This window comes from Bradyrhizobium sp. RP6, assembly GCF_003837805.1.
Lineage (GTDB): Bacteria > Pseudomonadota > Alphaproteobacteria > Rhizobiales > Xanthobacteraceae > Bradyrhizobium.
Genome location: NZ_RQIT01000022.1, coordinates 67,119 through 81,571, shown reverse-complemented (window position 1 = coordinate 81,571; position 14,453 = coordinate 67,119). Strand labels below are relative to the sequence as shown.

At 65.0% G+C, this 14,453-nt stretch carries 14 protein-coding genes; 9 read left to right on the top strand and 5 right to left on the bottom strand.

The annotated features are described in order from the left end of the window. Nucleotides 1-2 precede the first annotated feature (2 nt). Both EHH60_RS29540 and EHH60_RS29535 read left to right on the top strand, forming a co-directional pair. A complete protein-coding gene (locus tag EHH60_RS29540) occupies nucleotides 3-233 on the top strand; it encodes a hypothetical protein (RefSeq protein ID WP_124162892.1) in 231 nt (76 codons plus the stop codon). 248 nt (nucleotides 234-481) lie between these two features. Then, nucleotides 482-757: a hypothetical protein gene (locus tag EHH60_RS29535; protein ID WP_245454621.1), complete on the top strand. Its 276-nt coding sequence runs from the start codon at nucleotides 482-484 to the stop codon at nucleotides 755-757. A gap of 126 nt (nucleotides 758-883) precedes the next feature. On the opposite strand, the gene EHH60_RS29530 is transcribed toward EHH60_RS29535, so the two are convergent. From EHH60_RS29530 to EHH60_RS37255, 3 genes are all read right to left on the bottom strand, one after another. After that, nucleotides 884-2,467, bottom strand: coding sequence for a hypothetical protein (locus EHH60_RS29530; RefSeq protein WP_124162891.1), 1,584 nt, complete (start codon nucleotides 2,465-2,467; stop codon nucleotides 884-886). Nucleotides 2,468-2,504: 37 nt separating this feature from the next. After that, complete coding sequence (locus EHH60_RS29525) at nucleotides 2,505-3,797, bottom strand: adenylosuccinate synthase (protein ID WP_124162890.1); 1,293 nt, start codon at nucleotides 3,795-3,797, stop codon at nucleotides 2,505-2,507. Nucleotides 3,798-3,952: 155 nt separating this feature from the next. Next, entirely contained in the window at nucleotides 3,953-4,102 is a 150-nt protein-coding gene (locus EHH60_RS37255) for a hypothetical protein (protein WP_158626786.1), read from the bottom strand. A gap of 121 nt (nucleotides 4,103-4,223) precedes the next feature. On the opposite strand from EHH60_RS37255, the gene EHH60_RS29520 reads away from it, so the two are divergent. Continuing rightward, entirely contained in the window at nucleotides 4,224-5,156 is a 933-nt protein-coding gene (locus tag EHH60_RS29520) for a DMT family transporter (RefSeq protein WP_124162889.1), read from the top strand. 80 nt (nucleotides 5,157-5,236) lie between these two features. Here EHH60_RS29520 and EHH60_RS29515 read toward each other — a convergent pair whose 3' ends face one another. Further along, the gene (locus EHH60_RS29515) at nucleotides 5,237-5,626 is read right to left on the bottom strand and encodes a DUF1330 domain-containing protein (protein ID WP_199752158.1); all 390 of its coding nucleotides are present in this window, start codon (nucleotides 5,624-5,626) and stop codon (nucleotides 5,237-5,239) included. Between the two features lie 105 nt (nucleotides 5,627-5,731). On the opposite strand from EHH60_RS29515, the gene EHH60_RS29510 reads away from it, so the two are divergent. Both EHH60_RS29510 and EHH60_RS29505 read left to right on the top strand, forming a co-directional pair. Further along, nucleotides 5,732-6,667: a DMT family transporter gene (locus tag EHH60_RS29510; RefSeq protein ID WP_199752156.1), complete on the top strand. Its 936-nt coding sequence runs from the start codon at nucleotides 5,732-5,734 to the stop codon at nucleotides 6,665-6,667. Nucleotides 6,668-6,896: 229 nt separating this feature from the next. Further along, nucleotides 6,897-7,874: a Bug family tripartite tricarboxylate transporter substrate binding protein gene (locus tag EHH60_RS29505; RefSeq protein ID WP_124162887.1), complete on the top strand. Its 978-nt coding sequence runs from the start codon at nucleotides 6,897-6,899 to the stop codon at nucleotides 7,872-7,874. Nucleotides 7,875-7,991: 117 nt separating this feature from the next. Here EHH60_RS29505 and EHH60_RS29500 read toward each other — a convergent pair whose 3' ends face one another. Further along, nucleotides 7,992-9,677, bottom strand: coding sequence for a methyl-accepting chemotaxis protein (locus tag EHH60_RS29500; protein ID WP_124162886.1), 1,686 nt, complete (start codon nucleotides 9,675-9,677; stop codon nucleotides 7,992-7,994). A gap of 250 nt (nucleotides 9,678-9,927) precedes the next feature. Here EHH60_RS29500 and EHH60_RS29495 point away from each other — a divergent pair, with 250 nt between their 5' ends. The 4 genes from EHH60_RS29495 (at nucleotide 9,928) to EHH60_RS29480 (ending at nucleotide 14,423) form a co-directional block, all read left to right on the top strand. Next, the gene (locus EHH60_RS29495; RefSeq protein WP_124162885.1) at nucleotides 9,928-10,971 is read left to right on the top strand and encodes a C-terminal binding protein; all 1,044 of its coding nucleotides are present in this window, start codon (nucleotides 9,928-9,930) and stop codon (nucleotides 10,969-10,971) included. Between the two features lie 84 nt (nucleotides 10,972-11,055). Next, nucleotides 11,056-12,399 carry an ABC transporter substrate-binding protein gene (locus EHH60_RS29490; RefSeq protein WP_124162884.1) on the top strand — a complete coding sequence of 448 codons (1,344 nt, stop codon included), beginning with the start codon at nucleotides 11,056-11,058 and terminating at the stop codon, nucleotides 12,397-12,399. A 175-nt stretch (nucleotides 12,400-12,574) separates the two neighbouring features. After that, nucleotides 12,575-13,531: a carbohydrate ABC transporter permease gene (locus EHH60_RS29485; RefSeq protein WP_124162883.1), complete on the top strand. Its 957-nt coding sequence runs from the start codon at nucleotides 12,575-12,577 to the stop codon at nucleotides 13,529-13,531. Then, the gene (locus tag EHH60_RS29480; RefSeq protein WP_124162882.1) at nucleotides 13,524-14,423 is read left to right on the top strand and encodes a carbohydrate ABC transporter permease; all 900 of its coding nucleotides are present in this window, start codon (nucleotides 13,524-13,526) and stop codon (nucleotides 14,421-14,423) included. The genes EHH60_RS29485 and EHH60_RS29480 overlap by 8 nt, the downstream gene beginning before the upstream one ends. The last annotated feature ends 30 nt before the right edge of the window (nucleotides 14,424-14,453 follow it).

Here is a 14,453-nt window from a genome sequence, read left to right as displayed (position 1 = left end):
CCATGTTGCGCGACGAACAACTCTCGATCCTGCGGGACATCAGCCAATCCGTTGCGTTTGCCGACGACCGGCAGGGCAAGGTCGGGCAACTGATCGCCGACGGCTACGTGATGAAGGACGGCGATCTGTTCGAGCTCACGGCCAAGGGCGTCAGCGCCGTCGAGGAACACGCCGCCGCCCTCGGCTTGAGCGATCCGGAACAAGCGAGCGCATCCTCCGATCGGCAGATCTGATTGCGCGCGACGTGACTCGCGCGCAACAATTGCGAATTCCTTTGCGCTGACCATTGCAGCCGCGTGCCAATGGCGCATACTTCGCTCGGGCGGCGCAGCACTTTCGATTCGAGCATCAAGAGATCGAGCGACCACATGCGGGACCAGAGTTCCCGGCGTGAAGGCTGTGACGTACGGCAGATCAAGCCGCGTGCGGCGCCCCAAAAACCAAGTGGCTCAAGCCCTAGTGAAATCGGGGACCCATCCGCATGACACGCCATCAGACGATCGCTTCGCTCTTCGCTTTCGCCGTCACCGGCCTCGCACTCCAGACCTCGCCCGGCCTCGCCTTCTCGTCCGAAGCACAGCAGATGTGCTCAGGCGACGCGATGCGGCTGTGCTCCAGTGAGATCCCTGACATCCCACGGATCACCGCCTGCATGGTGCGGAACAAGTCGCAGGTCAGCCCCGGCTGCCGTGCCGTGATGGACCGCGAGCACGCCGCCGCGGCGGCGTCGCGCAAGCGGGAAGCGGCGGCGCGGTAGTCCAGACTATCCGCAGCGTCATGGCCGGGCCTCGCCCCGGCCATCCGCGTCTCGTCCCGACGTACAAAGAACGTGGATGCCCGGGGACAAGCCCGGGCACGACGATCTCTCTGTCTGGAGAAGTGCCTAATCGCCCCATTGCGCGAAGGCGTCGTTGAAGGCGCGCTCGCCGGGCGCGCCCTTCTCGATGGCGATGATGGCGCGGCGCTGGTTGGCGTAGACCAGGGGCACGTCGAACCAGGAACGCTCCTTCAGGAGTTGGACGTTGCGGGCGCGGTCGGCGTCGACATTGGAGAGGCCGACCAGGAAGAAGCCGTCGGTGACCTTGACCGCGAGGCCTGCGAGCGGCGTGCCACGCGCCTGCTCGTTCGACTTCATCAGGATGCCCGGCACGTTGGAGACGCTGCCGCCCGGAAAATCCGGCGGCAGGATGAAGGTCAGCTCCGCGGTGTGGCTCGCCGGCAGCGAGGAGTCGGTGTTGCGGCGGAACGACATCGTCATCTTGAACTTGCGGTCGGGGATCTCGATGTCGGCGCGCACGGCGACGTCGGCCTTCTGGTTGCCGGACGCCTTGATCGGCTCGAGCCGCCACACCACCGAGCCGACATATTGCTTGCCCTTGGGGTCGGACGGATCCTCGTCATAGAGCACGACCTTCTGCGCCACCGGCGCGACAGGCTGGTCGCTGGCCGAGGGCTGGCCGACACGATCCGGAATCTTCGGCTTGCTCTGCGGCTGCGCCGGGCTCGGCGTCTCGGCAACCTGAGTCGCGGACGGTTTGAGGAAGCCGTTGACGATCTGAACGGCCTGCTTGCCCCAAAGGATGCCGGCGCCGACCAGGATCAGCACGATGCCGACGGCGATCGCGCTCTTGAACGGAAATGCCGAGCCGGTGCGGACGCGCTTCTTGGCCTCGGGCGCGACGCGCGGACGCGGCGACGGCGGCGCGTAGCGCTCGGCCTCCTCGATCGCTTCGTCGTAGGAATAGGGCGCCTCGGACTCGCCGGCGCGGTTCTCCAGGCTCGGCTCCAGCCGGTCGAATTCCGGCGAGGGCGAGGGCACGTTGGCATAGGTGCGGCGCGCGGCGCGGCTGGCCTGCGCGGCAGCGCCGCCGAGATCATTGGCATCGGCCGTGATGTCGCGGAAGCCGCGCACGCCCGGTGCCGGCGGCGGCGGGGGTCCTATGTCTGGCGGACGGCGCGCGCCGGCGCGATCGCGCCCGGCGGGCGGCGGCTCCGGCGGCAGGACGGACGGTCCCGGCGGGCGCGGGGCGTCGAAACGGGGCGCGCGCGGTGGACGCGCGGCGTCGCCCTGGTCATCGACGCTGATTGACGGACGGTCGGCCCGCGGCGGCGTCGGGGCCGGTCGCGTCCGCGGCGGAGCCGGCTGAGATGCGGGAGCGTTGGGTTCGGCGGCGCGGGTGCTGGCCCGGCGAAAAGCATCGCCGCTGCTGCCGGAGCGGACGCCGCCACCGGGGCGCGAGGCCTCGCGGGCGCGCTGAGCAGCCTCCGATTCGACCTTGCGGACAGCCTCTTCGAGCGACAGCCGTTCGCGCGTGATCTCGGATTCGGAGAGCGGCGGCTGCACGCTGCGCAGCTGCGCGATCAGCGCCGTGCGCGCCCGCTCATAGAGCGCGCGACGGCTTTCGCCGGGAGCGTTGGGGTCCAGGGCGGCAATAGCACGGGCGATCAGCGGATAGTAATCAGCCATTTCTACTCAACTATACGCGCGTCCCGGTAAGATATCGTTAAGCCTCGAACGGATTTTGCACGAGGATAGTATCTTCGCGTTCGGGGCTGGTGGAAAGCAGCGCGACCGGGCACCCCACCAATTCCTCGATCCGGCGGACATATTTGATGGCCTGGGCCGGCAGGTCGGCCCAGGACCGCGCACTGGCGGTCGGCTCCTTCCAGCCCTCGATGGTCTCATAGATCGGCTCGACCCGGGCCTGGGCGCCCTCGCCGGCCGGAAAATGGTCGATCTCCTTGCCGTCGAGCCTGTAGCCGGTACAGACCTCGATCGAATCGAAGCCGTCGAGGATATCGAGCTTGGTCAGCGCGAGGCCGTTGATGCCGCAGGTGCGAACCGCCTGGCGGACCAGCACGGCGTCGAACCAGCCACAGCGGCGCGGACGGCCGGTATTGGTGCCGAACTCGCGACCGCGTTCGCCGATCTTGCGGCCGATCTCGTTGTCCTGCTCGGTCGGGAACGGACCCTGGCCGACGCGGGTCGTGTAGGCCTTGCACAGGCCGAGCACGTAGCCGACCGCGCCCGGCCCGAGGCCGGCGCCGGTCGCGGCCTGCGCCGCCACCGTGTTGGACGAGGTGACATAGGGATAAGTGCCGTGGTCGACGTCGAGCAGCGCCCCTTGCGCGCCCTCGAACAGCATGCGCTTGCCCTCGCGCCGCTTGATGTCGAGCAGCCGCCAGACCGTCTCGGCATAGGGCAGCAGTTCCGGCGCCAGCGCGCTCAGCTCCTTCAGGATTATCTTGCCGTCGAACTCCGGCAGGTTGAGGCCGCGGCGCAGGGCGTTGTGGTGGGCCAGCAGCCGGTCGATCTTGTGCGGGAGCGTGTCGAGGTCGGCGAGGTCCATCAGGCGGATGGCGCGGCGGCCGACCTTGTCTTCATAGGCGGGCCCAATGCCGCGGCGCGTGGTGCCGATCGCGGTCGCCGCGCTGGCGGATTCCCGGTGCGCATCGAGCTCGCGATGCAGCGGCAGGATCAAGGTGACGTTTTCGGCGACACGCAGGTTGTCGGGGCTGACATCGACTCCCTGCGACCTGAGCTTCGCGACCTCGTCGAGGAAGGCGGCGGGATCGAACACCACGCCGTTGCCGATCACCGACAGCTTGCCCTCGCGCAGCACGCCGGAGGGCAGCAGTGCGAGCTTGTAAGTCTTGCCGTTGATCACCAGCGTATGGCCGGCGTTATGGCCGCCCTGGAAGCGGACGACGATATCCGCCTGCTCCGACAACCAGTCGACGATCTTGCCCTTCCCTTCGTCGCCCCATTGGGCGCCGACGACGACAACATTGGCCATGCGCGGGTAATCCTTCGAAGATTTCTCTGTAAGTGGCACGATCCGAACGGAAAACCGGGACCCACTTTTCCGGGATCATGCCTGCGCCCAGCCCAATTCCCGGCCGAGGCCGTTCGCACGCGAGGCAGCCCAACCGGATAAAGGAAGCAGCCTCTCTAGGCAAGCAAGAACGGGGCTTTTTTCAGGCCCAGCGTGCACTCCAAGCCTTTGATATCCCCGGAAAATCCAGAAACCTTCCAGGCCGGCGCAATGGCTTCGACCAAAGCGTGAGAGGCCGCCTTCACCGCTGCATGGTCGTGATGCATCCGCCCCCCATTGATGCAACCTCGATTTCCGTGTCTTTGGACAATGCCGGGTGATCAGCCGGCCCGGGCCTCGCCGGGCCGGAGGCCTTGGCGCACTCCACGCGGGGCCCCAACAACCACAATGTCCGCCACCGGCCACACCAGGAGCGCGGAGACATCCGGTCACAGCTGGATCGCCAATCAGCCTTATCTGCTGCTCAGCATCACCGCGCTGTGCTGGGCCGGCAACGCCATCGTCGGACGGCTCGCCGCCGGACACATTCCGCCGGTCACGCTGTCGTTCCTGCGCTGGTTCTTCGCCTTCCTGCTGGTGCTGCCGTTTGCCTGGAAGCACCTCGTGCAGGACTGGCCGGCCATCCGCGGCAAGCTCGGCCTGATGGTCACGCTCTCGGTCACTGGCATCGGTGCCTTCAACACGCTGCAATATTGGGCGCTGGAGCATACCCAGGCGCTCAATACGCTGCTGCTCCAGTCGGCCGCGCCGCTGCTCGTGGCGCTGTGGTCGCTGGTCATTCTCGGCATCCGGCTCACCGCGGCGCAGGCCCTCGGTGTGCTGCTGTCGATGTGCGGTGTGCTGATCATCCTGTTGCATGGCGACTTCACCACGCTGTCGAACATCGATTTCAACAAGGGCGACCTGATCTTCCTCCTCGCACTCTTGATCTTCGCGCTCTATTCGGTGCTGACGCTGAAGCGTCCGCCGATGCACGGCCTCTCGTTCCTCGCCTTCACCTTCGGCTGCGGCGCCGCCTGTCTCATTCCGCTGGAGATATGGGAACTGTCCGCGCGTCCGGTCATGAAGCTCGACGGGCCGAACCTGCTGACCCTGTTCTACGTCGCCGTCTTCCCCTCTGCGCTCGCCTATCTCTGCTTCAATCGCGGCGTGCGCCTGATCGGCGCCAACCGCGCCGCGCCGTTTTTCCACGTCGTGCCGGTGTTCGGTTCGATCATGGCGATGGCGTTCCTCGGTGAGCACCCGCAGGCGTTCCACTTCATCGGATTTGCATTGGTGCTCGCGGGCGTGTTCGCGGCGTCGCGGAAGCAGGCGGCATAGGCGCCGCTCCTTCTAAACACGCAGGTGCCTCTTACCCTCCCCTGGAGGGTCCTCCAGGGGAGGGTAAGAAGGAACAAGCGCTATTTGACCTTGAACTTGCTGTAGGCCTCGCTTGTCGCGATGATGACGTGCTCGGCGCAGCCGTTGACGCGATGCGGGTCGGCCTGCGTCTCGTAAGCCTCAGATGTCATCATGTCGAGGAAGGCCGCGACTGTCGGATAATAGACGAGCGCGACGAAGTCCCAATTGTTGCCGTCACGCGAACCGAGCGCGATGGCTTTGGCTTCACCGGTCCAGAGCAGCGTGCCGCCGCGCGCCCTGATCATCGGCACGGTGATCGCGCTGTAGCGCAGATACGCGTCCCAGCCGGACCCGTCGCCGTCGCGCGAGCGCGCATGGAAACGCATCAGGTTCAGCATCACCACCGGCGCCTGCGGATCGAGTTGCTCCAGGCCCTCAACGTTCAACATATTGACCGCCAATGGCACCTCCTCGGGTCGTGTCTGCATTGTAGCATTGCGGCCCTGTGACTTGTGTCACAACGACAATCCGGCGCAAGCTTCCATGCAACGCCAATGACGACCGCCTCGCCCGCGCCACCGGCCTCGAATCCGGCCAGTTGGCTCAACAACCAGCCTTATCTGCTGCTCAGCCTGACCTCGCTGTTCTGGGCCGGCAACATCGTGCTCGCACGCCATGTCGGCGCACATGTGCCGCCGCTGACGGTGACGACGATCCGCTGGTACGGCGTGTTCCTGATCCTGTTGCCGTTCGCCTGGCCGCATCTGAAGCGCGACTGGCCTGCCCTGCGCAAGAGCCTGCCGCTGATGCTGTTCCTGTCGCTGGTCGGCTTTGCCTTCAACAACGCGATCTCGTACTGGGCGATGCAATACACCGAGGCGCTGAACGCGCTCCTGATCCAGTCGGCGGGTCCCCTATTCGTGGCGTTGTGGTCGCTGGTGCTGTTCGGCGTGCGGCTGACGGGCGCGCAGCTCGGCGGCATCGCGATCTCGCTTCTCGGCGTGCTGATCATCATCCTCCGCGGCGATCTCTCCGCGCTCAAGAGCATCAGCTTCAACAGGGGCGACATGATGTTCGCCTCGTCGCTGGTGGCGTTCGGCATCTACTCCGCCTTCATCCCGCGGCGGCCGAGGATCCATCAGCTCTCCTTCCTGTCCTTCACCACCTGCTGCGGCGCGACGATGCTGCTGCCGACGGCGATGTGGGAGGCCGCAAGCGGCCGCGTGCTGCAGCTCGACCTGATGACGCTGGCGACGCTGGGCTACATCCTGATCTTTCCCTCCACCCTCGCCTACCTCTTCTTCAATCGCGGCGTGGCGCTGATCGGGCCGAACCGGGCGGCACCGTTCTTCCATCTGGTGCCGGTGTTCGGCTCGGCGATGGCGATCCTGCTGCTGGGCGAAAAGCTGCAAGCGTTCCACCTGATCGGCTACGCGCTGGTGCTCGCCGGCGTCGTGATCGCATCGCGGCAGGGCTCGGCGGTGAAGTAATTCCGTAGCGCGGTCATTGGGCTCTCGTGTCCCGGACAAGATGCAGCGGGCAAGCGGTGCATCGCAGAGCCGGGACCCAGTGTGCCGCGGCGTGGGCCCCGGTTCAGCAGTGCATCACGCCGCGAAGACCGGCCTGCTGCACTGCGCCCCGGGGCGCGAAACTCACGTCTTCCGATTTTGACCAAGAGAAGCTAGGTTCCCCGCCAACGAAAAGAGGGAACGACCAAATATGATTTCAGCGTTGATTCGAAACCTGCGGACCGTCGGCGCCGCCGCACTTTGCCTCGCCGCAGCATCCACGGCTCAAGCCGACAACTATCCCAGCCGCAACATCACGCTGGTACTGCCGTTTGCGGCCGGCAGCGGCACCGACACCACGACGCGGCTGATCTCGCAGCACCTGTCGCAAGCGCTCGGCGTAGGCATCGTGATCGAGAACAAGGCGGGCGCCAACGGCATGCTCGCAGCAACCTATGTCGCGAAGGCTGCCCCCGACGGCTACACGCTGCTGGTGACGACCAACACCACGCATTCGGCCAATCCCTATCTGCTCAAGAGCCTCACTTACGATCCGGTCAAGGATTTCACCCCGATCGCGCGCACCGGCGACCTGCCGTTCATGCTGGTCGTCAATCCGGAGGTGCCGGCCAAGACCGTCGGCGAGCTCGTCGCGTACGGCAAGGCCAATCCGGGCAAGCTGAGCTACGCCTCGGGCTCGTCCTCGGCGATCGTCTCGGGGGCGACCTTCGCGCACAATGCCGGCCTCGACCTCCTCCACGTGCCCTACAAGAGCTCGCCGCCGGCCCTCAACGACGTCATGGGCGGTCGCGTTTCGATGATGTTCGTCGACATCCTGACCGGGCTGCCCCACGTCAACGGCAACGCGCTGCGCGCGCTCGCCGTCACCACCAAGAACCGCTCGCCGCTGGTGCCGCACCTGCCCTCGATGCAGGAGGCCGGCGTGCCGGACTTCGACATCTCGTCCTGGCAGGGCTATTTCGGCCCCGCCGGCATGCCGAAGGAGATCGTGACCCGGCTCAACACCGAGATCAGGAAGATCGTCGAGAATCCGGAGATCAAGGCCAAGCTCGCCACGCTCGGCATGGACGCCTTCTCGGGCACGCCGGAAGAACTCCAGGCGTTCGTGAAGGATCAGCTCGTACTGTGGGAGAAGCTGATCACGAACGCGAAGATCGAGAAGCAGTAGGACGGTCTCGTAGGGAGGGCAAGCGAAGCGTGCCCACCGCGAGTGGCGCCGAACTCAAAATAAAGGTGGGCACGACGCTTCGCGTCTTTGCCCACCGTACGAGTTCAGCGCAAGAATTTACGCCGCCCGCACCTTGGCGAGGAAGCCATCGACGGCGGAGCGCAGCGCGCCGGACTGGTTGTCCAACTCGCGGGCGTTGGAGAGCACGTCGGTGGCCGCGCTGCCGGTCGCTTCCGCGGCCGAGGTGACGCTGCCGATATGGGCGTTGATTTCGCTCGAGCCGGCGGCGACCGATTGGATGTTGCGGGCGATCTCGCGGGTCGCCTCGCCCTGCTGCTCGATCGATGTGGAAATGCCCGCGGTGATCTCGCTCATCTCGGCGATCGTCTGGGTGATGCCGGAGATGGCGGCGACCGCGTCGCTGGTCGAGGTCTGCATCGCCGCGACCTGCGCCGAGATCTCCTCGGTCGCCTTCGCGGTCTGGTTGGCGAGCGCCTTGACCTCGGAGGCGACCACGGCGAAGCCGCGGCCGGACTCGCCGGCGCGGGCCGCCTCGATGGTGGCATTGAGCGCGAGCAGGTTGGTCTGCGCCGCAATCGAGTGGATCAGCTTGACGACCTCGCCGATCTTCTCGGCGCCCGAGGAGAGCACCTGAACGGTGGCGTTGGTACGCTCGGCGTCGTTGACGGCGCGGCTCGCCACCTCGGTCGAGCGCGTGACCTGGCGGGAGATTTCCGCAACCGAGCTCGACAGCTCTTCGGCGGCCGCCGCGACCGTGCCGACATTGCCGGAGGCCTTTTGCGAGGCAGCGCCGACCGTCGCCGCACGCGACGAGGCGTCGCTGGCGGTTGCAGTCATCGACTGCGCGGTCGTCTGCATTCCGGCCGCGGCCGAGGAGACCGAGCGGACGATGCCGTTGACGCTGCGTTCGAAGTCGTTGGCGATCTCTTCCATCGCGCTACGACGTTCCGCCGCGGCACGATCCTTGGCATCGGCCTCGGCTCGCTCGATCTCGCGGATGCGAACCGCATTGTCCTTGAAGGTCTGCACGGTGGAAGCCATCGAGCCGACCTCATCGCCGCGACCGACGCCGGGGATGTCACCTTCGAGCTTGCCGTCGGCCAGCTCCCGCATCCGAGTGCCGAGCAGGGCGAGCGGAGCGCTGATGCTGCGGCCGATCAGCCAGGCGACACTGCCGGCGACGATGACGATGCCAAGCATGGCAAGGCCGAGCATCCAGTAGACCGGGCCCATCTTGGCATCGATGTCGTCGAGATAGGCGCCGGTGCCGAGATACATGTCGAAGCCGGGGACTGCGACGGCGTAACCGATCTTGCGGATGGGCGTCGGCTGACCAGGCTTTACGTATTCGTAGTACAGCAGGATCGACCCGTTCGCCTTGACGCCGTCCATCAGTTCGACGGATAGCTTGCGGCCGTTGGTCACGACATCCATGCGGTTAGCGCCGATCTGCTTGGGATCGGGCGCGAGCTGCGTGATGCCGTCGTAGGACGTACCGAACAGATAACCGGCGCCGTTGTCGTAGGTCATCGCGTTGCCGTAGCGGCGAAGCTCGGCCATCGCCGCGTCCTTGGTCAGCTCGCCGGCATCGACGCGCTTCTTCAGCGCGGCGGCATAGTTGCGCGCCAGCTCAACGATCGCCTTGGCCTGGTCGATGCGCGCATTCACCATCTCGCGCTTCATCAGATAACCGGCAAGGACCCCGGAGATGCACAGCCCCAACAAGGTGACACCGACAAGGATGCCGAGCTTGGGGGCGATCTTCAGATTGCTCAACTTCACGGGATGGCTCCGGCAAAAAAGGATACGGGCACGCGACAGATCGATCAAAATCGAATCAATTTTTAGGGGGGCAGCCCTTAGCAAGTTACTTACGTGCCTCCGTAGAAGCCCGGACCGCGCACGGAAAAACGGAAATATACCTGACTCACGACAACCGGAAATTGTACGCGCCCGCCCCGATTTCGCGTAAAAGACGCAAAGGCCCGCCACGAAGGCGGGTCACAACAAGAAACCAAATCGGGAGCATGACATGCCGAAATACAGGGTGGTGACGCCGAAGGGTGCGAGCTTCACCGTCGCGGGCAGCGATTATTCCTACGAGCGCGAGGCGCTCGATCCGATCGACGCCGAGATCGTCGAGGCGCCTGCCGACGAGGCCGGGTTCATCGCCGCCGCGAAAAACGCCGACGCCATCTACGCCAAGGGCATCCCGATCACCCAACCGATCATCGACGCGCTGGAGCGCTGCAAGGTCATCACGCTCGGCTCGGTCGGCGTCGACAGTGTCGACGTCAAGGCCGCCACCTCCCGCGGAATTCCGGTCACCAACATCCCCGACACCTTCATCGAGGAGGTCGCCGACCACGCCATGATGCTGCTGCTCGCCGGCTTCCGCCGCCTGGTCGAGCAGGACCGGATGGCGCGAGACGGCCGCTGGGCCGAGGGCCGGCCGGCGCTGCTCAAGATCCCGAGGCTGATGGGCCAGACGCTCGGCTTCATCTCGTTCGGCCGCGTCGCGCGTGCGGTTGCGAAACGCGCGGCGCCGTTCGGCCTGCGCATGATGGCCTACGATCCCTTCATCCAGGAAACGCTGATGTACGACCACGGCGTGATCCCGGCGACGCTGAACGAGGTGCTGTCGCAATCCGACTTCGTTTCGATGCACGCCCCGGCGAGGCCCGAGGTACATCACATGCTGACCGAGAAGCATTTTCGGCAGATGAAGAAGGGTTCGATTTTCATCAACACTGGGCGCGGGGCCACCGTGGACGAGGAGAGCCTGATCAAGGCATTGCAAGAGGGGTGGATCGCGCACGCCGCCCTCGACGTTCTGGAGAAGGAACCGCCCTCGCACAACAATCCGCTGCTCGGCATGGAGAACGTGACCCTGACAGCCCATGTCGCCTCGGCCTCGGCACGGTTCGACGAGGCGCGCAAGCGCCGCGTGGGCTACGAATTGTCACTGGTGCTCCAGGGCATGTGGCCGGTAAGCTGCGTCAATCCGTCGGTGCTGCAGAACACCGCGCTCCGCCGCTGGCAGCCCGTCAGCATGGACCGCGGCCCAAACAGCTAGGCGGCCGGCGTAGAAGCGCCGACGACCGAAACGGCCCTTCACCGGCGATCAACGCCGGGAAGGGAACATCATAGGGAGGTACTGATGAGGAACGACATCACACGTCGTGATGCCTTGGCGCTGGGCCTGTCCGCTGCAACCCTTGCTGCTACCGGTACTGCAGCGCAAACATCCAACATCAAGGCTGCCGATGTTCCGGCACCCAAGCGCGAGATCGAGAAGGGCGCATCCTTGCGCATGCTGCGCCCGGTGCGCTTCGTCCAGGCGGATGAGGACGTGTTCCGCGCCAATGCTGCAAAATTCACCAAGGAGACCGGGGTCGAGGTCAAGGTCGATTTCGTCGGCTGGGAAGACATCAACCAGCAGACCGCGGTGACCGCCAACTCCGGCGCCGGCCCCGACATCATCATCGGCTTCTCCGATGCGCCGCACATCTACATCGACAAGCTGATCGAGCTGACCGACGTCGCCGATTATGTTGGTAAGAAATATGGCGGCTGGCTGCCGCTGGCGCAGCGCTATGGCAAGAAGAACAAGAGCGACGCCTGGATCGGACTACCGTTCGGCGCCACCGCGGGGCCTTTCATCTACCGCAAATCCATCCTGCAATCGGTCGGCTTCGACAAGGTGCCGGAAGACCATGCCGGAATAGTCGACCTGTGCCAAAAGCTGCACAAGGCCGGCAAGCCGGCCGGCTTCGCGCTCGGCAACGCCAAGGGCGACGGCAACGGCTTCGCCAACTGGGCGCTGTGGTCGCACAACGGATCCCTGCTCGACGAAGAGGGCAACGTCGTCATCAACAGCAAGGAGACCATCGCGGCGCTGAACTGGGTGAAGCAGCTGTACCCAACCTTCATCGCCGGCACGCCATCCTGGAATGACGTCAGCAATAACCGCGCCTACTCTTCGCAGGAAATCTCGCTGACTGCGAACGGCGTATCGCTGTACTTCTCGCTGAAGAACGACCCTGCGACCAAGGCGATCGCAGAAGACAGCGAGCATCAGCTGCTGCCCAAGGGCCTTGCGAAGATCTCGCCCATGGCGGGCCTGACGCTGAACGCCATGGTGTTCAAGCACAGCCAGTATCCCAACGCGGCAAAGGCCTTCCTGCAATACATGCTGGAAAAGGACCAGTACGAGCCGTGGCTCAACGCCAACTCCGGCTACTGGTCCCAGCCGCTGGCCGCCTATGCCGAGGCCGCCGTGTGGTCGCAGGATCCCAAGGTGAAGCTGTTCAAGGACACGATGAACAGCACCTATTACGACGGCTACAAGGGCCCGATCTCGACGGCGACGGGTGCCGTCAGCGCCGACTACGTGCTGATCCAGATGTTCTCGTCCGTCGCGACCGGCACGGCCACGCCAGAGGCCGCCGCCGCCGAAGCCGAGCAGCGCTGCAAGCGGTACTTCCGGCGGCAGAACCGGTGAGAAGCAAGCACGACGGACGTCATTGCGCCGAGCAATGACAAACCGTCATTCCGGGATGGTGCGCAAGCACCAGACTTCGGGTGCGCAATTGCGCACCGGGAAATCTCGAGATTCCGGGTTCGATGCTGCGCATCGCCCCGGAATGACCTTGAAGCCCTGAAAAGACAAAGGTCCGATGTCCGTAACCACTCTTTCAACGCACAGCGTCGCGGCCCGGCAGCCGAACTGGCTGGTGCGGTTGTTCGACTACAAGCCATTCCTGATCGTGATGTGTCTCGCGCCCGCGATCGGGCTGCTCTCGGTGTTCCTGACCTATCCGCTCGGGCTCGGCATCTGGCTCGCTTTCACCGACACCACGATCGGCCGGCGTGGCATCTACGTCGGCCTCGAGAACTTCCAGTACCTGCTCACCGACTCCCTGTGGTGGAACGCGGTGTTCTACAGCGTCCTCTACACGGCCGTCGCGACCTTCGGGAAGTTCGCCCTCGGCTTCTGGCTCGCGCTGCTGCTCAACAACCATTTTCCGTTCAAGAGCGTGCTGCGTGCGATCATCCTGCTGCCCTGGATCGTGCCGACCGTGCTCTCGGCGCTCGCTTTCTGGTGGATCTACGATCCCCAGTTCTCGATCATCTCCTACCTGCTGGTCGATGTGCTGCATTGGCGCGACAGCAATATCGACTTCCTCGGTTCGCCCTGGCCGGCCCGCTTCTCGTTGATCGCCGCCAATATCTGGCGCGGCATTCCGTTCGTCGCGATCTCGCTGCTCGCGGGCCTGCAGACCATCTCGCCCTCGCTGTACGAGGCGGCGATGCTCGACGGCGCCAGCGCCTGGCAGCGCTTCCGCTACATCACCTTCCCGATGATGATGCCGATCCTCGCCATCGTCATGACCTTCTCGATCATCTTCACCTTCACCGACTTCCAGCTCGTCTACGCCATCACACGCGGTGGGCCCGGCAACTCGACCCACCTGCTGGCAACGCTTGCCTTCCAGCGCGGCATCGCCGGCGGAGAGCTCGGCGAAGGTGCGGCGATCGCGGTGTCGATGATCCCGTTCCTGGTGTTCGCGACGCTGTTCTCCTATTTCGGTTTGGCCCGCCGCAAATGGCAGCAGGGAGAAAGCAATGACTGATAGTGTCGCCCAACCGGCCGTCGCCGACGCGAAGGCGGCGCCCGATACCATGGCCTGGGATTCCGGGCTGCGGCGGCTGATGATGATCTACCTGCCGCTCGGCTGCTTCGTGCTCATCCTGCTGTTCCCGTTCTACTGGATGGCGATCACGTCGTTCAAGCCGAACGCGGAGCTGATGAACTACAAGGAGCACAATCCGTTCTGGATCTCCTCGCCGACATTGGCGCACATCAAGCACCTGCTGTTCAACACCGCCTATCCGCACTGGCTGTGGACGACGATGCTGGTGGCGATCGGCTCGACCACGCTGTCGCTGATCGCGAGCACGCTGGCCGCCTATGCCATCGAACGGCTGCGCTTCCGCGGCAGTCCTTATATCGGCCTCGGCATCTATCTCGCCTATCTGGTGCCGCCGTCGATCCTGTTCATTCCGCTTGCCACCGTCGTGGTGCAGTTCGGCCTGTTCGACTCACCGCTTGCCCTGATCCTGGTCTACCCGACCTTCCTGGTGCCGTTCTGCACCTGGCTCCTGATCGGCTATTTCAAGTCGATCCCCTACGAGCTCGAGGAATGCGCGCTGGTCGACGGTGCCACACGCCTGCAGATCCTGCGGCGGATCACGCTGCCGCTCGCGGTGCCCGGGCTGATCTCGGCCGGCATCTTCTCCTTCACGTTGTCCTGGAACGAGTTCATCTACGCGCTCGCCTTCATCCAGAGCGGCGCCAACAAGACCGTGCCGGTCGCGATCCTGACCGAGCTCGTCACCGGCGACGTCTACCAGTGGGGCGCACTGATGGCGGGATCGCTGCTCGGCTCGCTGCCGGTCGCGATCTTCTACTCGCTGTTCGTGGATTACTACGTGTCCTCGCTGACCGGTGCGGTGAAGGAGTAGACAGCGGTTTCGCAAGCGATCGTGCGATCG